Consider the following 24,177-nt stretch of genomic DNA (forward strand, 5'->3'; position numbering starts at 1 on the left):
CTGCCACAGCTTAACTACACCATTATATCGGTCAGAACCGTCTGGCCGTCGAGCATGCGCACAATGCGGTGGCTGTAGCGGGCATCGTGCTCGGAGTGGGTTACCATTACGATGGTCGTTCCCTGCTCGTTCAGGTCGGTAAGCAGTTCCATTACCTCATTGCCATTCGAGGAGTCAAGGTTACCGGTTGGTTCATCGGCCAGTATCAGGTGAGGCTTATTGACCACGGCCCGGGCCACGGCAACTCTTTGCTGCTGTCCACCAGATAACTGCTGCGGGAAGTGTTTCTGCCGGTGCATAATCTGCATTTTGTCCAGCACCTCCTCTACCCTTTTCCGGCGCTCTGATTCTTTTACACCCAGGTAAATCAGGGGTAGCTCCACATTTTCGAAAACCGACAGTTCATCAATTAAATTAAAGCTCTGGAAAACAAAGCCGATGTGCTGCTTTCGGAGTGAAGAACGCTGCCGCTCATTAAAGTTGGCGACCTCTATACCATTGAACAGGAAGCTTCCGGAGTCCGGATCGTCCAGCAAGCCAAGAATATTGAGCAGGGTGGACTTGCCACAGCCGGAAGGCCCCATTACCGCTACAAATTCTCCTTCTTTTACTTCAAGGTTAAGCTGGTTGAGGGCGGTGGTTTGCATTTCTTCCGTCCGGTAAACTTTCACGAGGTTCGTAATCTTAATCATATTAATTCAAGTTTTGGCTGTAAAAGCAGTTTATTTGATTTCTACTAAATGTATTTTGTGTTGCCGTTTTAGCTAAAAGGAAGAGGTTCATACTTCCTACTCCAGCACCAGCTCCTGCATGTCTCCATAATTTTCATAGCTGGAGGTGACTACTTTATCTCCGGGCTCCAGGCCCGATAATACTTCATAATAGTCCGGATTCTGGCGGCCCAGCTGTATTTCGGTACGATAAGCAGTGGAGCCGTCTTCATCGAGTTTAAAAACCCAGTTGCCGCCTGTTTGCTGATAAAAGCCTCCTTTTGCCAGTAATAAGGCCTCAGTTTCATCGCTCAGCGCCAGCCTTATTTGCAGGCTTTGTCCCCGGCGGATCCCTTCTGGTACTTCCCCGACAAACTCCATATCTACCTGAAAGCGGCCATTCCGCACCTGGGAGTACACCTTTTTTACCTGCAGCTGGTAGGTCTTTCCGGAAAGGCGCGTTTCAGCCATCTGGCCAATAAAAACGCGGGAAATATAATGTTCATCAATATCGGCCTGTACCTTAAAGCCGGTCGTTACATCAATCTGGCCGAGGCGATCTCCTTCATTTTTCGACTGCCCTATTTCTGCATCCAGGGCGGTTAGCTGCCCATCGATAGGAGCACGTACAATCAGGTCGTCTACCTTTCTGCGCATAAGTTCAAGGGTGTTGCGCATTCGAGCATAGGACTCCTCCATCTGACTTAGTTGCTGCTCCATGGAAACAGAATCCTGGTGTAGGGTCCGCTGATTAAGCTTTTTGCGGTTCTGCTGAAACTGAAAGTTATTTTCAGATGCAAGAAACTCCTGCTTACTGATGACTTTCGCTTCATACAGCTTTTTGTTGAGTTCGTAGATCCTTTTCGCTTCTTCCCACGCATTGTCTACCTCGGCTTTCTGATTGAGCTGCTGAATAGAGTTTTGAACCGCATTATTCTTGGTATTCTGCATTTGGGTAAGCACCTGAAATACGGCAGTTTCCTGAACGGCAAGGCTAAGCTCCAGGTCGGTGTTGGAAAGACGCAGAATAGGCTGACCTTTGGTAACCATGGCCCCATCCTCCAGGTATTTCTCTTCCACTCTGCCACCTTCAAGGGCATCGAGGTAAATTGTGGCTACCGGTAATACTGTTCCATTAATGGGTATAAATTCCTGAAAATTATCCTGATGTACTTCGCTGATGGTTAAGCGTTCTGCTTCTACATTCAGGCGGCTTTTTCCGGAGGCAAAAAACACACTGGCACCAATCAGCAAAACAAGTGCCGTGATACCTGCAATGGTCAGCACTCTTTTTTTACTCCACTTCTTTTTTTCGATAATCTGATCCACTTTTCTGTTTTATTTATCACAAGCCTAAGGCTGTGCTATTAAACTTTTTACTGAGGCTACTTAATTTGGCTGCAGAATAGATGCCAACTCTTAATTTCCTTGTTTTACAGCCATTTAGCTTATTTTCACCTGGAAAGAGCGTGCGAAACCGTACAGCAGGTGTTCGCTTTTGATACAGTTCCTTCCTGAAGAAGCAGGAGAATCGCTTGTTTTCAGCCTGTTGTAATAATGGCATAATTGTGGTTAATTGAATGGGTGAGGTAGGTGGCATCAGATATGAGGAAAAGGTGGTGCCTGGCAGCTTAAGCCTCTTACCCGATACCTGAAATCCGATACCTATGCTCCTAAAAAAAGCCTCCATACTGATTGTTGATGATGACACGGATGTGCTAACAGCAGTTCGTTTATTACTTAGACCGCAGGTTAAGGAAATCGTTACAGAAAAAAATCCTGAGCAGATACAATCACTCCTGCTTCATCATTCTTTCGATGTAATTCTGCTGGATATGAATTTTGCCAGCGCCATAAATACCGGTAACGAAGGGCTGTTCTGGTTAAGGAAAATTAAAGAGCAAAAACCTTCTGCCGCCGTCATCATGATAACCGCTTATGGCGACATCGACCTGGCTATCCGCTCCTTAAAAGAAGGTGCCTTTGACTTTGTGGTGAAGCCCTGGCACAATGAAAAGCTGCTCAATACCATTACAGAAGCCCTCCGGCAGAAAAACGAGAAAACCGGCTCCCGCAGCAAGGATCAGTCTCCGGTCATTGGCAGCGAACTACTTGGCGAATCGGCCGCCATGCAGGATATCTTTTTTAAGATCAGTAAGATAGCCCCAACCGATGCCAACATTTTAATTTTGGGAGAAAATGGCACCGGAAAGGAGCTAATTGCAAAAGCAATCCACCAGCATTCTCTTCGTGCCGAAAAACCTTTTATTAAAGTAGATGTAGGCGCCCTGACTGAATCGCTCTTCGAGAGTGAACTGTTCGGCCATAAGAAGGGTGCTTTTACCGATGCCCGCGAAGATAGAAAAGGCCGTTTTGAGGAAGCCAACGGAGGCACTATTTTTCTGGACGAAATCGGCAACATTAGCTTACAGCAGCAATCAAAGCTGCTAAGTGTTTTGCAAAACAGGCAGGTGACCAGGGTCGGAAGTAATGAGGCAGTGCCTATTGATGTGCGCCTTTTATGTGCCACCAACCACTCTTTGGCGGAACTGGCCAATGAATCGCGCTTCCGGAAGGACCTTATTTACCGGATTAATACCGTCGAAATTATATTGCCTCCTCTTCGAAAGAGAGGAAAGGACATTGTAGTACTGGCCAGGCATTTTATTAACCTGTACGCAAATAAATACCTCAAGTCTGCCCCTGAGCTGAGTCCTTCCGCAGAAGAAAAATTATTAGCCTACCATTTTCCCGGCAATGTGCGGGAACTGCAGTATGCTATTGAGCGGGCAGTTATTATGGCCGACAAACCCAGGCTGGAGGCCAGTGATATTCTTTTTTCTCCCATTGAATCCGCGCCTGCAGAGGAAAATTTTCTCCAGCAGACAAACCTGGAAGAACTGGAAAAGTCGACCATTTTAAGAGTGATAGAAAAGAATGGCGGCAATCTTTCGAAAGCCGCCATTGAGTTAGGAATTACCCGCACCGCCTTATACCGACGATTAAGTAAATATGGAATTTAAACAATCGAAATGGTGGCCTGTGCTCCGGGTTCTTTTTCTTTTTCTAACTCTTTGTGCTGCCTCCTTTGTGCTGGTAAAAGAAAAGTATGTCTATTTTCTTCCCTTAGCCCCCCTTATTCTTTTACAGCTCATCTCGCTTGTTCGTTCGCAATGGAGAGCACAGGCAGAGCTGCAGCAGTTTGTTGATTCCATCCACTATCGAGATTTTTCGAGGAGCTTCGACGTGAAAGGCTCCCCTGCCGAATTAAAGGAACTCCGTAAGGGCTTCAATGAAATAAGCAGTACATTCCAGATCATCAGCAGAGAAAAGGAAACCCAGTACCATTACCTGCAAAAAATCCTGGAGTTGGTAGAAACAGGCATTCTCTCTTATGAGCTGGAAACCGGCAAGGTAGTGTGGATGAACGAATCTCTAAAAAGGCTCTTACAGTTGCCGTTTTTAAAAAGTATTCATTCGCTGGAAAAAAGAGACGCCAGGCTCTACAAAGAAATTCAGGCCCTACAGGCAGGGCATAATAAGATCGCCACTGCCCATCTTGATAAAGATGATTTTAAAGTTCTAATTTCCGCCACCGTTTTTCAAACAGACGGAAAAAAGTACAAGCTTATTGCCTTTCAAAATGTTAATGCTGCATTAGATGAAACAGAATCCAGGGCATGGCAAAAACTTCTGAGCGTGATGACCCACGAAATCATGAATTCCGTAGCGCCCATATCCTCCCTGGCAGATACCCTAAAGAATCGCCTGCAGGAAAGCATGGCAAAAGGAGCCTCTCCGGAAGATTTTGAAGATTTGGAAGTAGGAATCCGTACTATTAAGCACCGTAGTGACGGCTTATTAAAGTTTGCCGAAACATACCGTAACCTCAGCAAAATTACCACTCTTAATCTCAACGCAGTAGACATTAGAGAAGTGTTTATCAATCTCCAGCGCCTGATGCAGCCCACCCTGACGCAGAAAAAAATTAAGCTGGAAGTTGATTTGAAAGAACCTGATTTGTTTTTGCAGGCAGACATTAACCTGCTGGACCAGGTATTTATCAACCTAATCATAAATGCAATAGAAGCAGTAAAGGACTCCCCCGAACCTAAAATTTCCTTATCTGCCTACCGGATTGCAGATAAAAAAGTAATGGTAAAGGTAGCGGATAATGGAACCGGCATGTCAAAAGAGGTACAGGAAAAAATATTTATACCCTTTTTCAGCACTAAAAAGCAGGGAAGCGGCATTGGCCTGAGCCTGTGCAAGCAAATTGTGGTGCTCCATGGAGGCAGCATCCAATTACAATCAATTGAAGGGGTAGGCACAGCTTTTTTCCTGCGGTTCCCTATGAGCCGCGGCCATGAGCAATGAAATTTACCATCAATGGAGGTCTTTTGTTCAGCCGCAAATACCCGGCACCTGATGAGCAGCAGAAAAGGTTCAGCTGGCAAATGCCGCGGAATCGCTGTGAAAACAGAGGTACCGCTGCAGAGAGTGCTTCTTTCCATATTTACCTCAGAAGTTGTAGAAGAATGGAATCTGAATTACAAAATTACATTAGCTCTCTCTCTGCCCGGAACTCCTAAGGTTCAAATCCATCATTAATTTTTATATTGAGCCGGTTTTAGATAGGAAGCACTCAGAATAGGTGGCAGGAAGGGTAATATTAGTGGAAAAACCTTTTCTGCTGCTCATCAGCCAATACCGGCTGACTTTCAGTTCCATATAGCCATACCGTTAAGCACAACTGTACTACCAGTTGCCTGGTACAAAACCGCCTTTTTTTAATTCAGAAAGAAAATTAATAACAACCAAACATGAAAAAACTATTACTATTTCTTTTATTAACAGTTCTTTGTATGGAGGCTCACTCACAGATCTCCTTTGAAAGAGGGCATTTTATCGATAATTCTGATCAAAAAGTAGAATGCCTGATTAAGAATATAGACTGGAAAGACAACCCCACTGAGTTTGAATATAAATTATCTGAAAACACAGAACCAAGAAAAGCCTCCATTGAATCTGTTAAAGAATTTGAAATTTACAGTGCATCCAGGTATGTAAGGCACCGCGTAAATATTGACAGGTCAAGTGAAATGCTCAGCCAACTGACCAGCTTCAGGAAGCCGGTATTCCAGGAAGAGGTCCTTTTTTTAAAAATACTTGTAGAAGGTGATGCCAGCTTATTTTTATATGCAGATGGAAACCTGCAAAAGTATTTTTATAAGCATGACAGCTCTACAGTCGAACAACTAATTTTTAAAAAATACAAAACTCCCGACAATCAAATCAATGAAAATAACAGATTCAGGCAGCAGCTGTGGAACGATTTAAAATGCCCCACCCTCTCCTTACATAAAGTTGAAAATTTAGGATACAACAAAAAAGAATTAACCAATTTTTTCATAAAACATAACCAATGTAAGAATTCCGATTTTACAAGTCCTGAAAACCAGGACAGGGACTTATTTAACCTCACCGCCAGACCTGGTATATACAGCTCTTCATTAAGTATACAAAACTATTATTTAGATTCCAGAAGTACTGTTTTTGGGAGTAAACCTGGTCTCAGGTTCGGACTTGAGCTGGAATTCATTTTACCCTATAATAAAAATAAATGGGCTCTCCTGGTAGAACCAACTTTTCAATCTTTTAAGGCAGAAGCAACAGATGAAGCAAATGATATAAAAGGAGGCAAAATCAACAAGAGCATTAATTACCAGTCCCTTGAGCTTCCTCTCAGTTTAAGACACTATTTTTTTCTGAATGAAAAATCTAAAGTGTTCATCAATGCTTCTTATATTTTTGACTTCCCTTTTCATTCTTCCATTGAATTTACCAGATCAGACGAATCAGTTCTGTATTCACTGGATATCGTGACCAATAATAATTTTTCAATGGGAGTTGGCTACGAATATAATAACAGGTACAGCATAGAGTTAAGATATCATACCAGCAGAGAAGTTTTGTTTGAGTATGTATACTGGGGTTCAAACTACCAAACATCCTCCATAATACTGGGGTATACCTTATTTTAATATCGGCTCCCGAAGCAAGGCAACTCCTTTTAGCAACATCTTCGATGGAACTGGTATCTTTTCCCTTGCCTAAATTTTAGCAAAAAAAGGGTTGTACATTTTACATCCGGCTCTGCCGGGGATCTCGCAACAATAAGAGGGAAATTAGTCAACTGCCGGAATAACCCTGTGCATAGAAGAAAAGATAGTTTTATCTGGGTACTTCCCTGGTTATTTTTCCCGGGAAGTACCCATTCTTTTGTAATCTCTTTTACACTTGGCTCTCTGCCTGTTAGGTTTATAAAAATTACCTCTTATTGCAGAAGGACTTTTTTCCTTCGCTTCAGCGAACGTGTACCTGACTATCGGCTTTCCATAAATTAGCGCTCCTGCCACTTGGGTCATTTTTTTCTTCCTGAATAATTTTGCAGAACAGTACTTTACTGAAGAGGAGGCAGTATGATTTATTCTTTCAATTTGATTATCCCTCTCATCCACCTAAAACTGCTAACAGCATTTTCTCTCAATGCTTTGCCTAAATTCAGTATCTTTGAAAACACCTTTTAGCAGAGCATGTCAGAAGTTGAAGCAAAGATAAAACCTTTTTTGAAGTGGGCAGGCGGCAAAACCCAGCTATTACCTTCCATTGAAACTAAACTCATTCAACGGTTACATAAAAACACTTCTGTAAACTATATTGAACCATTTGTGGGTAGCGGTGCTGTTTTGTTCTTCCTCCTCAGGAAGTACGGGAAGCATATAAAACGTGCTGTCATAAATGATTTAAACCCGGTATTAACAGATTGCTATAGTATCATCAAGCAATCGCCTGAGCCCCTCATCAGCCAACTGGCAAAGCTTGAACAGCAGTATTTTAGCTTCTCCGGGCAGGAGGACAGGAAAAAGCTTTTTCTAGAAAAAAGAGAGGAGTTTAATCATTTGGAAGGCGAAGCAGTACGAAAAAGTGCGCTGATGATATTCTTAAATAAAACCTGTTTTAACGGGCTATACAGGGTCAATTCAAAGGGCTTTTTTAATGTTCCCTTTGGCAAATATGCAAAACCAACCATTTGTAATGCAGAGGTAATACGAGCGAATAGCCAGGCACTTCAGAAGGTGGAAATCTTAAACACTGATTTTACGGAAACGGAAAGCTATATTAATGAGCAGACTTTCTTCTATCTGGACCCCCCGTATAAACCCCTCAGCACAACGGCCTCCTTTAATACGTATGCCAAAGGTGGTTTTTTTGATGATGATCAGCTTAGGCTTAAAGCTTTCTGCGATTTGGTAAATAAGGGAGGGGCCTATTTTGTGCAGAGTAATTCTGATACCACCAACAATGATGAGAGTAATACCTTCTTTCAGGAGCTGTACAAGGAATACACTATTGAAAGGGTAAAAGCGAAGCGGGCTATCAACTCAAAAGGGAGCGGCCGTGGTGAGATATTTGAGTTGATCATATCAAACGATCATGTGCTGGGAAATACCACTTCCCCGGATGCGGATGCTCTTAAATCCTCTTTAAATTCTTAAAGCGATCCTCCGCTCTTCCCGGGTTATTTGTTTGCCCTGAAAGTTGAAAAGAAATTATACTGCTGGCCGTCCTGTGGTAAATGAATTTTCTTTCTTTTGCTCATTTCCCTTTCAATAAATTCATGATAGCTCTTTCTACAGAAACAGGTAAATGAGAACTGGAAGTGAAGGTGAGAAAAATTATTTCTATCATTTATTCACAATCATTAAAAGCCTGGAAGACTGCAATAAAGAATTGTAGTACCAACTTTCCGTTATTCTTTATCACATGGTCAAATCTTCAGAATTTTTACCCCCGCAACTTCAGTAGTCACCCTGTGGCGAGGGACTAAACGCCCCACCGTTACATAATGCTCTCCCCTTCCTACAGGCGTAGAAGTTTTTCTTTCCTGAAATGTCTCTTCATTTTTCTTAAACCAGTCTCTTGTTGCCGGCATAGGTAAAATATGGAGCTCTCTTTCTTCCACGAAGTAATAATAAATAAAACTGGCCTCCGTGTACATAAAGCAGCCGGGTGTGCCTTTCTCTTCATTACTGACCGTTTCAAAAAAGTAGTTCCCTGTTTTATGCCACCTGTCCCCTTTAATTTCTATGCCAATTGTTTTTACAGCTCCTTCTTCGGTCTTCACTATCCACAATACATCAATATCCTTTTCCCGGTAAATGGGGTCATTTTCAACATTAATAACATCAACGGTCTTCGATTGCCTTCTTAACAGGGCTTCTATATCTGCAGCTGCCTGTTTGGCAACTTCAGATGCCCGATTCATGGAATATCTGCGTAAATTTGCCACCTTCGGTTTATCTTTTAAGCTGTAAAATCGAGAAACCAGACTACAGAATGCTTCTTCAAACTTTAAATCTCCAGTGTATATAGTTGATGCCTGAAGAGCTTTTTTAACTTCAGCTCCTACAGGAGTACCTAAACAGATGACTTACCACCATGGCTTCACAGGGAGCTTTGAGTCCACCACTACCTGCTCGCCTATCCGGGGAGTAACTACTGTTACCCCCTTTTCTTTGGCTTTTGCCGTCACCCTTTCAACTGGCTCATTCCAGGCATGGAGGGAAAGGGTAAACTTACCCCAGTGTACAGGCATTAACACCTTTCCTTTTAAATCCAGATGCGCCTGTACTGTTTCCTCTGGCATCATATGAATGTTGGGCCAGTAAGGATGATATTGACCGCACTCCAGCAGGGTTAAATCGAAAGGCCCGAACAGATTGCCGATTTCTTTAAAGTGAGGCCCATAACCCGAATCCCCACCCAAATACAAGGAGTGCTGTTTACTTTTAAGTACATAGGAGGCCCAGAGGGTTTTATTTCGATCGGTGATTCCCCTGCCTGAAAAGTGGCGGGCTGGTGTGGCAATAAGCTGCAGGTCCGCCACAAGTGGGATTTCTTCCCACCAGTCGAGTTCATGAATTTGATCGGAAGAGACACCCCATCTTTCCAGGTGGGCCCCTACTCCTAATGGAACATAAAAGCCCTTTGCTTTATGGGCTAGCTTTTGAATGGTGGGATAATCGAGGTGATCGTAATGATCATGCGTTATCAGCACAAAATCAATAGCAGGCAAATCCTCTACTCCAATCTCTGTTGTGCCGGCAAAGGCTTTTGTTCCCACAAAATCAAAAGGAGAAGTTCTTTCACTAAAGACCGGGTCAACCAAAAGATTGTAACCAGACAACTGCAGCAGGTAAGAGGAATGGCCGAACCAGGTAAGGTGGGGGTTTCCGGATGAAGGAGTCTCCTTCATATTTCTTTTCACTACCAGAATAGCTTCCTGAGGAGCTCTGCTTTCGCCTCCCGCCAACTGCTGCCGCAGCAGGTCTATATAAGAGGCTTCGGGAGCCATTACAGGAGTTTCCACCAGATTATGGAATTTCCCGTCCTTATAGTTGGGAGACTTTCGATATCGGAGAAGTTGTTCCTTCGTTGGTTTTCCTCCAAAAGGTGGTTGATGAATGACAAATAAGGTGGTTGCACCGATTAGGCCGGTGGCTATTAGTAACGGAATCATAATTTTCTTCAGGAATTTCATGAATGTGAAAGATCCTCCAGGACCTGCAGGCATTCAGCAAAGATAAAGTATTTTCCAACCGCTCCGTAATCATTTCCACGACAGTGGATTCAGAAACAAAGCCCTCTTTATCAATTACTTGCTGCTAAAGAAGAGTCTTTTCAGCGGAACCAGCGTAGCAAAATTCAACAGTGCACCTGTTACACAGTATATGCACACCTTTTTTTGTTTGGTTGCCATGTTATATAGGTAAAAAGCACCCCCGGCTGCCTGTCCTATGGAATTAGCAGCCACAAGGTAGTCAAATACATTTTTCCGTTTCTTCTTCTTCAAAGCTGCACCAATTGTCACCAGGTTAGCCGCATACATTAGCAGGCTTACCGGCCCGTCGGGTACTCCTGCTATTTGGGCTTCTTTAGAGGCATTAACATAATCAGAATCAAAAATTTTCGTCGGAAAATCGGGTATGTGTTTAATAATACCGAGCTGATAAAGGGAAATAGGAATAAAATCTATAATTCCTGCTGCACTAAGCAGGGCAATATCGCGGCGGTGCAGTGCCTTTTGATCGTTTCTGCTTTGAATCTTCCTTACCACTGTCTTTTTTACCTTTTCCATCGCTAAAAATTAAAAATTTAATATGATCATTCCTTTCTCCACCTCACCTCCTAACTTTACTATACTGTTTTTATGCCTGTTTAGCTAAATAGGAAGCGAAATAAAAAGAGAGGGGCTAAGGACTAATTGTCTTTCAACTTCTCTTCATCTATGATAGGCTCTATCATCAGGGTTTCCTGGCCCTGATAACATTACCTTCCCACAGGAAATAAATCCTGAATGTCTCCTCCCTGTCAAAAGCAAAGCCTGCCTTTTCTACCATTTCACGCATTTGCTACGGATAAAAAGCCTGATGGTGTGCCGGATCAACCCATCGAACAAGCCACCTGAAGTACTTTACCGGCAGGCTATTCTTCGTGTAATCCAGCAGAACTAAAGTGCCTCCTCCTTTCAGGAGAGAATTGAAATGGAGAAGCGTTTCTGCTGGTTCTGGCAGATAATGCAGAACACTGCTGGACACCACCAGGTCGAAATTTGTCCCATACTCCTGCTTATTCAGCAGTACCACCTTTTCCTGCTGTCTTTCCGGCAGCTTTTCAAGCTTATTCCGGGCCTGACGGAGCATTTCTTCTGCAGGGTCATAAGCTGTTACCTCCTTCAGTTTCGGCTTATGCCTGAGCAGTATTTTTATCAGCTCTCCTGTACCACAACCAAAGTCCAGCACCCTTTTCCCCTCAAGTGAAGCCGGCAAATATTCCATCAATTTATGGAGGGTCCTTCTGGTGTAATTCTTCCATCTTTGGTCATAGGTGCCCGCAATTTTATTGTAATGCCCTTTTCCCATTTATCTCCAGCCTCAGGCCGGGAAGGGAGAAATATGAAGAGAGTTTAAGGCACCTCTCCAGAAAAGAACCTGTTATATCAGGTGTTTTTCTGCTGTCTTCCTCTTCCCTGGCTAATTCTTTTATTCTCTACTTCTTCTTTTCACGAGCTTGAGGCTTTTCCACCCCTCCTGCTTAATTTTCAAACTATCATAAAAGGCAATGGTTTAAGTTGGAAGTCAAACACCTTATTCCTTAAACAGAAAGATAATGAGCCTACCCTTAAAATCGCTGGCATTTATTGGCGACCGAAGAACCATGGCAGCAGTAAGTAAAACAGGAAGTATTTGCTGGTACTGCCCCGGTAGGTTCGACAACGGAAGCTTATTTGCCAGTCTTCTGGATGAGGAAAAAGGGGGCGAATGGAGCATAAAATGGCATAACAGCACTTTTAAGCGGCGGGATTATGAAGAAGATTCAGCCATCCTGATCAGCCTGTATCAACAGGGCCAGGAAGTAAACGTGGTGACTGATTTCATGCCTGCCGGAAAAAACAGCCCTCAGGGTATCTGCCGGATGCTGGAAGCAAGCGCAGCCCCCTGCACCATTCAGCTCCAGCCTGCGCCCGACTTTGGCCGGGAAAAGGCCGTGCTCGTGGAGGAACAAAATTGCATCAGGATAAACGATCGCCACTTCTTCTACAGCTCTTTTCCTGCGCAGGTAGTAGAGGACCGAATTGAAATTCAGCTGGATTCCCTTACCCGCGGGTGGATGTTTTTATCAGAAGGGCGGCTAAAGGAAGCGCCTGCACCAGAAAAGTGGCTGGACAACACCAGGGCTTTCTGGAAAAAAATAGCCGACCGGTTTAGCTACTATGGACCTTATGAGGCAGAGGTGGCCCAGTCTATTCGAGCTATCCGCATGCTTACCTATGAAGAAAGTGGCGGGATATTAGCTGCCGGTACTACCTCTCTGCCGGAATTAGTAGGTGGAGACAGAAATTATGACTACCGATATGTATGGCTGAGGGATGCAGGCATGATAGTAAGTGCCCTGACCCGTGCAGGAAGTAATGGCGTGGAAGAAAGAAGATTTCTGAAGTTTATCTGTGGCCTTGAACCAGCAAAAGGTGAGGAAGGCACTCATTTTGCCCCTATGTATACCGCAGAGCAAAAACTGCTGCCAAAGGAGCAGGTAATAGAGCTGAAGGGCTACTTAAACAGCAGGCCTGTTATGGTGGGAAACGGGGCAAGAAACCAGCTTCAATTAGGTACCACCGCCAATATTTTACTGGCGGCCAAATTGATATACAATAAATATGATACCCGGGAACACTGGGAGGTGATGGCTGCAACCGCTGATTTCCTGGCCGACAGCTGGCACAGAGAAGACCATGGGATTTGGGAGGAAAAAGTTAAAAAGCACTATACTTCCTCAAAAGTAATAGTTGCCTGCGGCCTCATGTTTATTGCCAAGCATACCAAGGACGCTGCACAAAAAAAGAAGTGGAAAAAGGCCGAAAAAGACATACGACTTTTTGTGAAGGAAAACTGCCTTAATGCAGAAGGCGCCTATGCTGCCGCAGCCGGAGAAGAGTGCGTTGATATCTCTGCCATTCTTTTCCCGGCCTGGGCCTACACTGAAATTGATGCTCCGGAAGTAAAGGCAACTGTGAAAGTGCTGGAAAGAGATTATAAAAAAGGCTTGCTATACAGGCGTCACCTGTTTGATGCAGATAGTGGAAAAGAAGGTGCTTTTCTTGCCGGCAGCCTCTGGATGGCACAATATTATATTTATTTAAAGGAGCTCGATAAAGCCAGAAAGATTATTGATGAAACGTTGCAGTACACCACTGACCTGGGCTTTTTTTCTGAAGAAGCAGATGTGGAGCATCAAAGAATGATCGGCAATATTCCTCAAACTTTCGTGCATGCCTCTTTTATAGGGGCTGTTATTGACCTGAAGCATGAAATGGAAAAAAAGAAGAGTAAAGATCCTGTTAACAAGCTGATAAAAAAAGCAATAGAGCTCTTCAGGAAGCTGAACTAGTGCCGGGTCTTACAGTTACAGGCTTTGTTCGCTTGCTGGTCCCTCCCATTCAGAATTAGCAACCTCCACGCAGGAGCACCACTTTGATTTTCTGCTAAGCCGGCTTTTTAAGATTCCCGGACAACAAATGATCCAGCCAGGATGCCCTTCGGCTGATTCTTCTTTTCTCCGCCTTTCTCATTGCGTCATACGTCAGGCCTACTGCACAGGCATAAACCGCATGATGCATGGCATCGATAGCAATTTGTTTTGGCGACCATTGGGTAATAGGAGGAGTTCCGGCAGCAGCAGGCAGCATAACCTGTGCAGTTCCCCAAACAGCACTAAAGTGACACAGGTCGGCCACCGGGCCATGAATACCGGCCAGGTCCAGAGCTCCACGAAACACACCCCAACTTGTGCCATAGCTGAAGTGCATCATTTCAGAAAACTTCTGCTTATTCTCCTCTACCTTCTGCTGTGTCTCTTCTGAGGGCTCCTCCCGTCCGTTTTTTTCTTTTTCTAACTCTGCCTTCCCTTTTGGTTCTACACCTAAGGCCTTACCTGCCACCTTCACCGGAGCATTGCTCGCTTCCCTGTTCGTGATTTGCATTTCAATCATCTGCGATACGGTAATTGCCACTGTACCAGCAAAGCCGGCAATTAATCCTTTTCCTAATGCTCCGCCTACTTTAGCAAGGCCTGTAAAAATTGTGCTGTCTGCCATCGTTTTGTATGAAAGGTTAAAAGTCTGTTTATCTGTTGAGTAGTGAACATAACGGTACCTTCTATGTTTTTACTTCGGTCTATCTTTTAACACCTTCCTTTGGCGGGTAGAAATAAAAAAAGCCGAATATATTTCCATATCGGCCTTTTTTTACTTTCCACTAATTTCAAACGAACCAGTTTTGTGCACCCGGCAGGGTTCGAACCTGCAACCACCAGAACCGGAATCTGGCATTCTATCCAGTTGAACTACGGGTGCTAAATGCTTTGCAAAAGTAGAACTTCTTGCCGAAAAGCGAAATACTCTGCAGGAAAAATATAAATTCTCTTCTCAGCCTCCTCCTACCGTAGGTAGAATTTTAATTTCACTGCTGGTTGACTTCATAAACTTTGCATATCTTTTTCAGGAGATTTCCAGCTCAACATCTCCTCCGATCGGGTAGCCTACACATGTTAACACCAGTCCTGCTTCCAATTCATGTTCGCTAAGAACCTCGTTGTACGACATCCATACTTCTCCCTGTTTGCAGCGGGCCACACAGTTGCCGCATCTCCCCACCTCACAGCTATAGGGTAGAATGATGCCTTTCTTTTTGGCTGCCCTATGGATAGTTTCCGGAAACTGCACGATAAAGTGATACTCCTCCCCTAACAGTTTCAGCCTCACTTCATGCGGTTCCTTATCAGGCGGACTTAACTTTGGAAGAACCTTAGCCGTTGTAAAAGTTTCCTTACGGATATTGGAATCCGGAACGCCTAACTGGTATAAGCCATAGCCACACATTACCATATAATTTTCAGGGCCACATAAATAAAAGAGCGACCTCTCCATTGGTGCTACCGAATGAGCCTTCACCAGCGTTTTTAATAAATCTTTGTGCAGCCGGGCCCGGTAAAGATCGGGCGAGGTACTATAAAGGAATTCAATGCTAAGCTGGTCAGGAAACTTCTTCTCCAGTGCCTGTAGTTCTTTCAGGAACAAGGTGCTTTCCTCTGTACGGTTGCTGTACACCAGCACCACTTTCTTTTCAGGATGAGTAAGTAGAGCAGTCTTAGTAAGGGAATAGATTGGGGTTATACCACTTCCTGCAGCAAAAAAGAACAGCTGTTTATAGCCGGCAAAATCACCCGGAAAGGTAAAGAAACCTGCTGCTCCGGTAGTTAGAAGCTCATCTCCTACTTTTGCCTCCTCTGCCAGGTAGCGCGAAAAAACACCATTTTCTATTCGCTTTACAGCCACCGATAATGGCTCGCCCGTTGCCGGACTGGAGGTTAAAGAGTAAGAACGGCGGATTTCTCCGGCATTAGTGGGCAAAACAAAGGTCAGGTACTGTCCTGCCTGGTACGATATTTTTCTCGCTTCTTCACCTTCAAAGCTGAAGGTCTTTACCCCATTTACTTCCTCGTTTATTTTACTGATGATTAGCCTGGTAAATAAAGACATATTAAAATGGTATTCTCGCCAAAGTGGATTTTCATTATTAATTAAGAAGGTCCAATACCTACACAAAATCTGAAGTTAAAGAGTATTCATCCATTTCGCTATTCCAGGCTTTCGTGCTCAGCTTACCAGTCTGAATAATGTGCAAATAAAGATCTTCCTGTTCTCCACGCTATACCCTTCAGCTTATAAAATTAACGGTGCATTTCCTTTTCTTGTTTATAAGCCCCTATTTTAAGGCCAAACAATAAGCTGTTTCAATTATTAATAATTTAAGAAACCACAAACTTTAATATGGCCGGAATTCCGACAACTCAAGTAATTCGTAAAACCATTCTAACTCCTTTTCAGCGCTTCCTCCATACCGAATCGGCAGGTGGCATTTTGCTTATCTTCTTTACCCTTTTTGCTATGCTTTGGGCAAACTCACCCTGGGCGCAAAGCTATTTTGCACTATGGGAAAACAAGCTCACCATCGGCTTTGGTGACTGGGCTCTCTCAAAAGAGTTAATTCTTTGGGTAAACGACGGGCTAATGGCCATTTTCTTTTTCCTGGTCGGACTCGAAATTAAACGGGAAGTGCTAATTGGGGAGTTATCCTCCGTAAAAAAAGCTTCCCTTCCTTTTTTTGCGGCTATTGGAGGAATGGTGCTACCTGCCCTTCTTTTTATTCTGTTACAGCAAGGAAGACCAGGGGCATCTGGCTGGGGTATCCCTATGGCAACGGATATCGCCTTCTCCCTTGGGATTTTAAGCCTGCTGGGCAAAAGAGTGCCGGTAAGCATGAAGATATTCCTTACTGCTTTTGCCATAGTCGACGATATTGGTGCGGTACTGGTTATTGCGCTCTTTTATAGCAACGAAATATATTTAACTGCCCTTTACATAGCTTTAGGTCTTTTTGCCATTCTACCGATTCTCAACTTTTTCAATGTCAAGAAAAAAACGCCTTACCTCCTTTTAGGAATTGTAATCTGGTACTTTTTCCTCAAATCAGGCTTACATCCTACCATTGCCGGTATTATGGTTGCTTTTACCATCCCTATTTCTTCCCGCATCCGCTGCAGAGAGTTTGTAGAGGAAATAGAAGAAAACCTTACCGATTTCAGGGATTATAATATACCCAACGACCGCCTTCTTACTTATGAACAGCTTTCTGCTGTTGGTACCATTGAGCGTGCTGCCGAAAGCGTGCAGCCACCTTTGCAAAAGCTCGAACATAGCCTCCATACTTTTGTGGCTTTCTTTATTCTGCCCGTCTTTGCCCTGGCCAATGCCGGAGTAGCTTTGGGAGATGCCGGAGCAGCTTTCAGTAATCCGCTTACCCTCAATATTGCCATGGGTTTATTAATAGGAAAAACGGTGGGCATTACCCTGCTCTCGTGGATAGGCGTTAAAGCGGGCTTTGCCAGCCTACCTGAAGGAACGTACTGGAAACACATTATTGGACTGGGACTCCTTGGCGGGGTTGGATTTACCATGGCTCTTTTCATTGCCAACCTTGCCTTTACAGATGCTGAATTACTGGGGGCAGCGAAAATAGGCATCCTGCTTGGCTCTACCATTGCAGGTGTAGGTGGTTACATTCTTTTAAGGATAACCCTACCGAAGGTAAGCCCGGGTTCTAATGAATAGTTAATATAAGCTCCATAAAAAAAGAAGGGTTCTTTGCTTTAGATTCCCGAAGTTTAGCTTTGAATCTACGGCAAAGAACCCATTTCTGTAATCCTTCCCTCTCCATTAAAACAGGAAGTTTACCTTTAGTATTTAGCCGCTTTTTACCGGCTCATTCAACACCACCTAAACCACCAGAAGGGCCTTGGGATTTGTTGACTCACCAGAATTTAACTGTGGCCTGTACGGCATCAAAAGAAGAGCCATCATTTGATGTACTTGTCGTAGCTTCCTCTTTTATCTTCCACTTTTCCTCTTGGAAATGAGAGTGGTATTAGTAGCACTCCGGAAATAATCGTAGCCCACATTACCATGCTTTGTTCCGTTCCAAAAATAAAAGGAGCTGCGATAAGCCAGATTCCAAACAGGATAAAAATATAGCGAACAATTCTGGCCACTTCCGACATACTGATAACGGCAAATGTTACAATAAGAGCTCCTGCCACATGATTATTGTCGGCCATGGTACCTTTAAAACCTAGCAGGCCCGGAGAGCTCATTATCCAAATACCAATAATGGCAATCAGGCACAGATTCCAGGGCCTGATGAGAAGGTCTTTTCCCATGGCCCGGATGGTATTGCCGAGCAGCAACTTGGGGTCTTCCTTTTCTTCCATTTTGCCTCCTTCCATGGTGCCACCGAACCAGAATAGCTCCCAGAATGACTTCCCTTTCTTTCGTTCCTCCTTAATCATTTGGATGGTAGCTACAACTTCATCCACTGTAAAAGGAATCATAATAAGAGAAATGGTGGCACTGCAAAGACAAAGAAAACACCAATACCCCACAGAGACAGGCTGCAGAATAATTAGGGTAATGCTTACCACTCCCAGCGGAACAATCATGATAGCAAAAATAATAACCACCCACGGCATGGTACGCCAGCGGTGGACTCCTCCCGCATATCCAAATAAAACATCAAGTATATAGGAAAAGGCACCGAGCATAGCATCCGATACCGGGAAGGATTTGGAAACCTTTGAAGTGAGCACCTGCTTGGTTCCATCGCCAAAGAATGGATCCCACACGGTGTGGATAATTTCCAGCTGAAAAGCACCCATATACCGGGCAATAAAAAAGCCCAGCCAAGCCAGAAAAATAACCGGCGCCCGCTGACCCCAGGAGGAAGGATTGTAGCTCCAGCCCGGGGGTATACCAGGTCCCGGCTGGGCGAACAGTTTAATGCCAGGCTGCCGGGCCACCACAATAGCAAAGCCAACGGTAAGGGTTGCTACAAAATAATCAACTAAAAGGGCAGTACCATCCCGGACGTGGAAGACCATTGGCGCTACAAAAAGCCAAACTCCCAGGAAAACAAGCCCCCACTGTGCCCATAAATTATAAGGCTTCAGTGCAAAGTAGCTGAGCCCTATCAGCAAGAGGCCCGACAGAATGTCGTTCCAGGTCATTACCGTCTGTTCATAATAAAAGGTAAGTGGATTGGCAAGAAGCCATAACCCCAGCACCATTATAGCATAATACACCCAACTGATGCCCCGGTGATGTTCCTCGTGAGCAGCTTGCTTTTCAGGAGAAAACATTTCCTTCTTTACAAAAAAAAGATTTCCGAAGGTCAGGCCCATACTGTAAAAATTTTAGTTTCCAAAAGAAATAATAAACAGTTTTAAAAGTAAGATACCCTGACCTGTTTTTGTTTAAACAGGGAGGAGTAGCTCTCCTCAGTTATAAAGAATCCGCTATAGTTACGGGAGAAAGAATTTTCTTTGATGGGAAAAAGAAGAATTCAATTCTACGGAATCTCAACAGGCTCCTCCTCTTATTTTTTTAGCTGCTTAAAGGCCTCTAACATATAATATGTGGTATAAAGAAAGGCCGTAACATCCATTATATCCTCTTTACACCCTGTTAAAGATAAGTGGACAAGGGCTTTAAATATTCCGAACATTCAACCTCCGCCACCGTTCTTTTAATGGTAAGGTGCTATATGTAAGGCAGATAGGTAATCTAATTGTAACTGCCGGCATAGCCACAGCACCAGGAAGTAAAAATCAAGAGAGCTTTAATTTGATAGTTGTAAAACTTTAATAAATTTTTTAAGCAATGGGAGAACAAAAAAATAAGCAGTTTCCGCCACAGGAGCAGGAAGCACCAGGAAAACAGGGTAAAATGAACCCGGATCCTATCATTATCAGAGATTCATATAAAGGGGCAGAAAAATTAAAGGGAAAGGTAGCCCTCATTACCGGAGGAGATTCGGGAATTGGCCAGTCTGTAGCCGCTCACTATGCCCGTGAAGGAGCCGATGTGGCCATTATTTACCTTAGCGAGGATGAGGATGCATACAAGACCAAGAAGCTGGTAGAAGCTGAAGGGCAGCGCTGTATGCTCATAAAAGGGAACCTTGAAGACGAGCAGTTTTGCCAGAAGGCAGTTGAGGAGGTAATTAATGAATTCGGAAAGCTCAATATACTGGTAAATAATGCAGGAGAGCAGCACCCTGCCAAGGAGATTGAGGACATAGATACCGAAATGATGCGAAAAACCTTTGAGACTAACATCTTCGGTATGTTCTATCTTACCAAGGCAGCCTCCCCTCATTTAAAGGAAGGCGATGCCATCATTAACACCACCAGTGTAACGGCTGTTAAAGGCAACCCAACCCTGCTGGACTACTCCTCCACGAAGGGAGCCATATTATCCTTTACCCGGGCCCTGGCTTTAAATCTTGGAAAGAAGAAAATAAGAGTAAATGGTGTGGCGCCGGGCCCAATCTGGACCCCGCTGATTCCCTCCACCTTTCCACCTGAGAAGGTAGAGAAATTTGGCTCCAGCAGTTTGCTTGAGCGGGCAGGACAGCCATGTGAAGTAGCACCCTCTTATGTATTGCTGGCTTCAGAAGATGGCTCTTACATCACCGGCCAGGTAATTCATGTAAATGGCGGTGAATGGATAGGCTAAAGTAGTCTTTTATCGAAGAAAGAGCTGGCAGGAAAATTCCTGCCAGCTCTTTTTTTACCAACTTTTGTCCGGCTCCCGGCAACATTAAGCCCACTCTAATTACAGTACTTCCTTCCATCTACCGTCCAGGGGGCTAATCAGCCAGACTAAAGGCATTTTTTACGGCGGAGAAGGATTTCCATATATATTGTCACAAACAAAATTTACCCAAGATAACTTATATTGCCCGTATATGATAAACAGCCTACCTTAATCAACTTTCCATGGCAGAGCGCAGCTTTTTTATTTCTACCGATCAGAGCCTACTCGACGTCGCCCTTATCTGGGATTATTTAGCCAACCATTCCTACTGGGCCCGGGGGCGAAGCAGGGATACTGTAGAAAAGTCTATCGAAAACTCCCTTTGTTTTGGAGTATACACTTTACAGAATGAGCAGGTGGGATTTGCCAGAATAATTACAGATTATAGTGTGTTTGCCTGGATAATGGATGTTTTTATTGTAGAGGAATACAGGGGTAAAGGCCTGAGCAAAAAACTAATGGAAGAAGTAATGAAGCACCCTTCCCTTCAGGGTCTCCAAAGGTGGGGACTCAATACCAAAGACGCACACGGACTATATGAGCAGTATGGGTTTGAAAGAATTTCCCGCCCCGACTGGATGATGGAAAAAACCAAGAAACCTGCCTAACCTCAGCAGGAAGAGCAATGCTTTAAACGAGCCCTTCTAATAATAAGGAAGAGGCCACAACTCTTCAGGGGTCATAGCAGTATAGTTTAGTAGAAACAAAAGTTAACGCTAAACGAATATCTATATGCTATTAATAACAGGAGCAAGCGGAAATCTCGGAAAATCAACGATTGATTTTCTTCTAAAGCATCTTCAGCCAGAGCAGGTAGGGGCCATGGTAAGAAACCCGGATAAAGCGGGTGCCTTAACATCCAGGAACGTGCCCCTTCGGCAGGCCGATTATGAGGATTATCCTTCCCTGCAAAAGGTATTTGAAGGAGTGGAGAAGCTTCTTTTTATTTCTACTTCTGTAACCGGAGAAGAGCGAACCCGCCAGCATTCAAATGTTGTAAAGGCCGCCCATGAAGCGGGAATCCGGCATATTTACTACACCAGCATCGTAAATCCTTCGGCTGATGCAACCTTTGGAGCTACTCCCGGACATTTCGAAACTGAAAAAGCTATAAAAGAAACAGGAATCACCTATACCTTCTTCCGCAATAATCTTTACCTCGATTTATTGCCGGACATAGCCGGAAATGCAGTAGAAAGTGGTTCTCTTTATTTTGCCGGTGGTGAGCAGCGGGCAGGCTTTGTACTGAGAGAAGATATTGCCGAAGCCATTGCAAAAGTAATCCTCAGAAAAGAGCAGGAGAGCCAAGTATACACGATTTCCGCTCCACAAACTTATTCTTTTTATGATGTGGCAGTTGCATTAAGTAAAGCAGCCAATAAGCCGGTGAAGTATATCCCCATCTCTACAGATTACATGAGAAAAAGCATGAAAGATGCACAGGTGCCTGCTCCTGTTATCGACATCAGCACCAACATGGCTGATGCCCTCCAAAAAGGTGAGTTCGATTATCCGGATAACACCCTGCGAAGTATTCTCCAAAGAGAGCCAGTTGATGTGGAAACTTTTCTGAAGCAGTTCTACAATATGTAAAATTTAGGGCCGGTAACTGAGCACAGTGTGTTCCGTTTCTCATGAGCCTACAGAGAGGACAAAGCCATCAGGCAGGAATGGTCTTGTCCTCTGAACGGTTTCCTGCCGGGGCAAATAACAAGCTCGGGAGGTTTTATTAAATAAGCGGTTTACTGGCTTAGCTGACGTGCTTTATGGAAGGCCTTCCGCCCCTCTTCTATCAGCTCCTCTGCACGGTAATATTCAAACACTCCACAACTGTCGCGCGAGATGGTCACCATAATATCGGGCTGGTGAATGTGCACCATCAGCTCTGCTACCTTATCCTGGGTAAGCTCATAGGAGGTATTAAGGAGAGCGAAGAAGCCCATATAAGCTGCCTTCTCTTCTGCTTTTGTATCCATCTTTAAAATCTGGGTGCGAAATGCCTCCAGCATTCTCAGGTAAGCCGCTTTTTCTTTATTCTCGACAGTAAGAGGTTGTGGGGCACAGGGAGCTGGTTTTCCATTCAGGTTTACTGCCACCACTATGTCTCCCTCTTCTTTATTTACCAGGTTGAGCGGCAATGGATTCAGCACTCCCCCATCCACCAGAAGTGCTCCTCCATCCGGAACAGGAGTAAACAAGGTAGGAATGGCAATAGAGGCTCTTAAAGCTTTGAAAAGACTTCCGCGGCGGTAGTAAACCTCTTCTCTGTTAAGCACATCAACGGCCACTGCGGTAAAAGGAATACTGAAATCATCGATCTGCTGGTCGCCTATCAATTCCTCTATGGCTAAAAATACCCGTTCGCCCTTGATAAGACCCTGCACAGAAAAAGTAAAATCGAACAACCTGAACACGTCCAGCTTGCTAAGTTTAAGGAGCCACTCTTTATACTGCGGAAGGCATCCTGCCGCATAAATTCCTCCAACCAGCGCTCCCATGGAGCAGCCTACTACTTCCTTAATGGTATACCCCTCCTTTTCAAGCTCTTCTATAACGCCTATGTGGGCGATACCCCTTGCGCTCCCGCTTCCTAAAACCAGCCTTACGTTTTTCATTTATGTTAACAGCTTGTTCCCAAAGAAAGCATAAAGGAACGACACTTACTAAAGGAAAGCAGGCTGGAATTAACTAAATGGTTAATTAAGCAGAATATATTATTGACGGAAGAAAAACCTCATCAACCTCTAAAAAAAAGCGCCTCCCGCAGGTGCAGGGAGGCGCAGTTCTTCATTGATTTTAAGTATTCTATTTTACCTGTTTCTTTTCATACCTCTACAAAAGAATGGCAATTCTTTACCGCTATTTTACGGCTTTTTCTTCTTCTTCTCCTTCCCCCCTAAATACCTGAACTGGAGGGTTCCTGCTAGCTTGTTGCCACTATCCGGAGCCGGGATAACAGCTCCTCCATAGGCTGCCCAATGACTGGTAATTTTGTAGCCAAATCCGGTGTTAATATAGCTCCTGGCATTATTCCCGGAAATATAATCGCCAGCAAATGACCACTTCTTTGAGAGTGGCACTTTAAATCCGGCTAGCAATCCAAATTTGCCTTCTTTGGTGACAAGCCGGGTGTCGTTGCCGTAATAAACCCCCAGCAGGACCAGGTTATCCTTAAAGATTTTTGTCTGGCCGTTAAAGTAATTAAAAGAAGAGAAGTCTGCCCCATTATCGGCTACATTGAACCCGGACATCGTTCCGATACCCAGCCAGGTTCCTTTACTTAATTTCCACCCTTTGGAAAAATTCACCAGCACATCCGGATTTAACCCTGGCTTTACGGAATCGATGGGAAAGAAGGTTTCTTCCGGCCCGAAATTCGTTGTTACATCTGTAATGGTAATACCTGCCTGAAAGTTAGCTCCCAATCCATAAGATACGATAGTGCCAAACTGGGCAAGGTTACGATTTACCACCACCCCTGGCTGCACATACACCTTCTTCTTTGGAACAATCTCCGGAACAGGCACGGTGATGATATTATTCTGGGCAAAACCAGAAAAAGTAACACACAAAAGAAGGGTGAAAATTAAAAGAGCTTTTTTCATGGCATTCACTTCAGGTTAAAAAATTTATCTA

At 44.1% G+C, this 24,177-nt stretch carries 21 protein-coding genes and 1 tRNA gene; 9 read left to right on the top strand and 13 right to left on the bottom strand.

Annotated features, from left to right (window positions below; genetic code table 11):
- Positions 1–14 precede the first annotated feature (14 nt).
- Together F752_RS0106200 and F752_RS0106205 are read right to left on the bottom strand one after the other, a co-directional pair.
- Positions 15–692 carry an ABC transporter ATP-binding protein gene (locus tag F752_RS0106200; protein WP_017730867.1) on the bottom strand — a complete coding sequence of 226 codons (678 nt, stop codon included), beginning with the start codon at positions 690–692 and terminating at the stop codon, positions 15–17.
- Positions 693–788: 96 nt separating this feature from the next.
- Positions 789–2,039: an efflux RND transporter periplasmic adaptor subunit gene (locus F752_RS0106205; protein ID WP_017730868.1), complete on the bottom strand. Its 1,251-nt coding sequence runs from the start codon at positions 2,037–2,039 to the stop codon at positions 789–791.
- A gap of 338 nt (positions 2,040–2,377) precedes the next feature.
- On the opposite strand from F752_RS0106205, the gene F752_RS0106215 reads away from it, so the two are divergent.
- The 3 genes from F752_RS0106215 to F752_RS0106235 all read left to right on the top strand — a co-directional run bounded on the left by F752_RS0106215 (position 2,378) and on the right by F752_RS0106235 (position 6,754).
- Positions 2,378–3,733 carry a sigma-54-dependent transcriptional regulator gene (locus F752_RS0106215; protein ID WP_017730870.1) on the top strand — a complete coding sequence of 452 codons (1,356 nt, stop codon included), beginning with the start codon at positions 2,378–2,380 and terminating at the stop codon, positions 3,731–3,733.
- A complete protein-coding gene (locus F752_RS0106220) occupies positions 3,723–5,087 on the top strand; it encodes a sensor histidine kinase (protein WP_017730871.1) in 1,365 nt (454 codons plus the stop codon). Before F752_RS0106215 ends, F752_RS0106220 begins: the two co-directional genes overlap by 11 nt.
- A gap of 446 nt (positions 5,088–5,533) precedes the next feature.
- Positions 5,534–6,754 (top strand): porin family protein, encoded by a 1,221-nt coding sequence (locus tag F752_RS0106235; RefSeq protein ID WP_040664402.1) that lies wholly within the window; start codon positions 5,534–5,536, stop codon positions 6,752–6,754.
- Positions 6,755–6,964: 210 nt separating this feature from the next.
- Here F752_RS0106235 and F752_RS26010 read toward each other — a convergent pair whose 3' ends face one another.
- Positions 6,965–7,231 (bottom strand): hypothetical protein, encoded by a 267-nt coding sequence (locus tag F752_RS26010; protein ID WP_152425051.1) that lies wholly within the window; start codon positions 7,229–7,231, stop codon positions 6,965–6,967.
- Positions 7,232–7,306: 75 nt separating this feature from the next.
- On the opposite strand from F752_RS26010, the gene F752_RS23575 reads away from it, so the two are divergent.
- A complete protein-coding gene (locus F752_RS23575) occupies positions 7,307–8,269 on the top strand; it encodes a DNA adenine methylase (protein WP_017730875.1) in 963 nt (320 codons plus the stop codon).
- 272 nt (positions 8,270–8,541) lie between these two features.
- Here F752_RS23575 and F752_RS0106250 read toward each other — a convergent pair whose 3' ends face one another.
- The 4 genes from F752_RS0106250 to F752_RS0106270 all read right to left on the bottom strand — a co-directional run bounded on the left by F752_RS0106250 (position 8,542) and on the right by F752_RS0106270 (position 11,695).
- On the bottom strand, positions 8,542–9,039 hold the full coding sequence (locus F752_RS0106250; RefSeq protein ID WP_017730876.1) for a hypothetical protein: 498 nt from the start codon (positions 9,037–9,039) through the stop codon (positions 8,542–8,544).
- A gap of 165 nt (positions 9,040–9,204) precedes the next feature.
- A complete protein-coding gene (locus tag F752_RS0106255) occupies positions 9,205–10,314 on the bottom strand; it encodes an MBL fold metallo-hydrolase (RefSeq protein ID WP_040664423.1) in 1,110 nt (369 codons plus the stop codon).
- A gap of 114 nt (positions 10,315–10,428) precedes the next feature.
- Positions 10,429–10,911, bottom strand: a complete 483-nt coding sequence (locus tag F752_RS0106260; RefSeq protein WP_017730878.1) for a vitamin K epoxide reductase family protein — start codon at positions 10,909–10,911, stop codon at positions 10,429–10,431.
- 274 nt (positions 10,912–11,185) lie between these two features.
- Positions 11,186–11,695, bottom strand: a complete 510-nt coding sequence (locus tag F752_RS0106270; protein ID WP_017730880.1) for a class I SAM-dependent methyltransferase — start codon at positions 11,693–11,695, stop codon at positions 11,186–11,188.
- 247 nt (positions 11,696–11,942) lie between these two features.
- On the opposite strand from F752_RS0106270, the gene F752_RS23580 reads away from it, so the two are divergent.
- Positions 11,943–13,721 (top strand): glycoside hydrolase family 15 protein, encoded by a 1,779-nt coding sequence (locus tag F752_RS23580; protein WP_017730881.1) that lies wholly within the window; start codon positions 11,943–11,945, stop codon positions 13,719–13,721.
- Positions 13,722–13,815: 94 nt separating this feature from the next.
- Here the strand turns inward: F752_RS23580 and F752_RS0106280 are convergent, their stop codons facing one another.
- From F752_RS0106280 to F752_RS0106290, 3 genes are all read right to left on the bottom strand, one after another.
- On the bottom strand, positions 13,816–14,427 hold the full coding sequence (locus F752_RS0106280; RefSeq protein WP_017730882.1) for a hypothetical protein: 612 nt from the start codon (positions 14,425–14,427) through the stop codon (positions 13,816–13,818).
- A gap of 184 nt (positions 14,428–14,611) precedes the next feature.
- Positions 14,612–14,685 (bottom strand) — tRNA-Arg (locus F752_RS0106285).
- 144 nt (positions 14,686–14,829) lie between these two features.
- On the bottom strand, positions 14,830–15,870 hold the full coding sequence (locus tag F752_RS0106290) for a ferredoxin--NADP reductase (protein ID WP_017730883.1): 1,041 nt from the start codon (positions 15,868–15,870) through the stop codon (positions 14,830–14,832).
- A 291-nt stretch (positions 15,871–16,161) separates the two neighbouring features.
- Here F752_RS0106290 and nhaA point away from each other — a divergent pair, with 291 nt between their 5' ends.
- Positions 16,162–17,502 carry a Na+/H+ antiporter NhaA gene (nhaA, locus tag F752_RS0106295; RefSeq protein ID WP_017730884.1) on the top strand — a complete coding sequence of 447 codons (1,341 nt, stop codon included), beginning with the start codon at positions 16,162–16,164 and terminating at the stop codon, positions 17,500–17,502.
- 245 nt (positions 17,503–17,747) lie between these two features.
- Here the strand turns inward: nhaA and F752_RS23585 are convergent, their stop codons facing one another.
- The gene (locus F752_RS23585) at positions 17,748–19,124 is read right to left on the bottom strand and encodes a vitamin K epoxide reductase family protein (RefSeq protein ID WP_017730885.1); all 1,377 of its coding nucleotides are present in this window, start codon (positions 19,122–19,124) and stop codon (positions 17,748–17,750) included.
- Between the two features lie 478 nt (positions 19,125–19,602).
- Here F752_RS23585 and F752_RS0106310 point away from each other — a divergent pair, with 478 nt between their 5' ends.
- The 3 genes from F752_RS0106310 to F752_RS0106320 all read left to right on the top strand — a co-directional run bounded on the left by F752_RS0106310 (position 19,603) and on the right by F752_RS0106320 (position 22,134).
- Positions 19,603–20,460 carry an SDR family oxidoreductase gene (locus F752_RS0106310; RefSeq protein ID WP_017730887.1) on the top strand — a complete coding sequence of 286 codons (858 nt, stop codon included), beginning with the start codon at positions 19,603–19,605 and terminating at the stop codon, positions 20,458–20,460.
- A 263-nt stretch (positions 20,461–20,723) separates the two neighbouring features.
- Complete coding sequence (locus F752_RS0106315; RefSeq protein WP_017730888.1) at positions 20,724–21,149, top strand: GNAT family N-acetyltransferase; 426 nt, start codon at positions 20,724–20,726, stop codon at positions 21,147–21,149.
- Between the two features lie 124 nt (positions 21,150–21,273).
- The gene (locus tag F752_RS0106320; protein WP_017730889.1) at positions 21,274–22,134 is read left to right on the top strand and encodes an SDR family oxidoreductase; all 861 of its coding nucleotides are present in this window, start codon (positions 21,274–21,276) and stop codon (positions 22,132–22,134) included.
- Positions 22,135–22,283: 149 nt separating this feature from the next.
- Here F752_RS0106320 and F752_RS0106325 read toward each other — a convergent pair whose 3' ends face one another.
- Positions 22,284–23,156, bottom strand: a complete 873-nt coding sequence (locus F752_RS0106325; protein WP_017730890.1) for a patatin-like phospholipase family protein — start codon at positions 23,154–23,156, stop codon at positions 22,284–22,286.
- Between the two features lie 249 nt (positions 23,157–23,405).
- A complete protein-coding gene (locus F752_RS0106330) occupies positions 23,406–24,146 on the bottom strand; it encodes a hypothetical protein (protein ID WP_017730891.1) in 741 nt (246 codons plus the stop codon).
- Between the last annotated feature and the right edge of the window lie 31 nt (positions 24,147–24,177).

Origin of the sequence: Nafulsella turpanensis ZLM-10, from assembly GCF_000346615.1 — a bacterium.
Lineage (GTDB): Bacteria > Bacteroidota > Bacteroidia > Cytophagales > Cyclobacteriaceae > Nafulsella > Nafulsella turpanensis.

Bases quoted from the DNA above. Each gene is read 5' to 3' on its own strand.
- F752_RS0106235 (WP_040664402.1), top strand. From the start codon at position 5,534: ATGAAAAAACTATTACTATTTCTTTTATTAACAGTTCTTTGTATGGAG.
- F752_RS23585 (WP_017730885.1), bottom strand. From the start codon at position 19,124: ATGGGCCTGACCTTCGGAAATCTTTTTTTTGTAAAGAAGGAAATGTTT.
- F752_RS0106215 (WP_017730870.1), top strand. From the start codon at position 2,378: ATGCTCCTAAAAAAAGCCTCCATACTGATTGTTGATGATGACACGGAT.
- F752_RS23575 (WP_017730875.1), top strand. From the start codon at position 7,307: ATGTCAGAAGTTGAAGCAAAGATAAAACCTTTTTTGAAGTGGGCAGGC.
- F752_RS0106310 (WP_017730887.1), top strand. From the start codon at position 19,603: ATGGGAGAACAAAAAAATAAGCAGTTTCCGCCACAGGAGCAGGAAGCA.
- F752_RS0106290 (WP_017730883.1), bottom strand. From the start codon at position 15,870: ATGTCTTTATTTACCAGGCTAATCATCAGTAAAATAAACGAGGAAGTA.
- F752_RS0106320 (WP_017730889.1), top strand. From the start codon at position 21,274: ATGCTATTAATAACAGGAGCAAGCGGAAATCTCGGAAAATCAACGATT.
- F752_RS0106255 (WP_040664423.1), bottom strand. From the start codon at position 10,314: ATGAAATTCCTGAAGAAAATTATGATTCCGTTACTAATAGCCACCGGC.
- F752_RS0106325 (WP_017730890.1), bottom strand. From the start codon at position 23,156: ATGAAAAACGTAAGGCTGGTTTTAGGAAGCGGGAGCGCAAGGGGTATC.
- F752_RS0106250 (WP_017730876.1), bottom strand. From the start codon at position 9,039: ATGAATCGGGCATCTGAAGTTGCCAAACAGGCAGCTGCAGATATAGAA.
- F752_RS0106270 (WP_017730880.1), bottom strand. From the start codon at position 11,695: ATGGGAAAAGGGCATTACAATAAAATTGCGGGCACCTATGACCAAAGA.
- F752_RS0106330 (WP_017730891.1), bottom strand. From the start codon at position 24,146: ATGAAAAAAGCTCTTTTAATTTTCACCCTTCTTTTGTGTGTTACTTTT.
- nhaA (WP_017730884.1), top strand. From the start codon at position 16,162: ATGGCCGGAATTCCGACAACTCAAGTAATTCGTAAAACCATTCTAACT.
- F752_RS0106315 (WP_017730888.1), top strand. From the start codon at position 20,724: ATGGCAGAGCGCAGCTTTTTTATTTCTACCGATCAGAGCCTACTCGAC.
- F752_RS0106260 (WP_017730878.1), bottom strand. From the start codon at position 10,911: ATGGAAAAGGTAAAAAAGACAGTGGTAAGGAAGATTCAAAGCAGAAAC.
- F752_RS0106280 (WP_017730882.1), bottom strand. From the start codon at position 14,427: ATGGCAGACAGCACAATTTTTACAGGCCTTGCTAAAGTAGGCGGAGCA.
- F752_RS0106220 (WP_017730871.1), top strand. From the start codon at position 3,723: ATGGAATTTAAACAATCGAAATGGTGGCCTGTGCTCCGGGTTCTTTTT.
- F752_RS0106200 (WP_017730867.1), bottom strand. From the start codon at position 692: ATGATTAAGATTACGAACCTCGTGAAAGTTTACCGGACGGAAGAAATG.
- F752_RS23580 (WP_017730881.1), top strand. From the start codon at position 11,943: ATGAGCCTACCCTTAAAATCGCTGGCATTTATTGGCGACCGAAGAACC.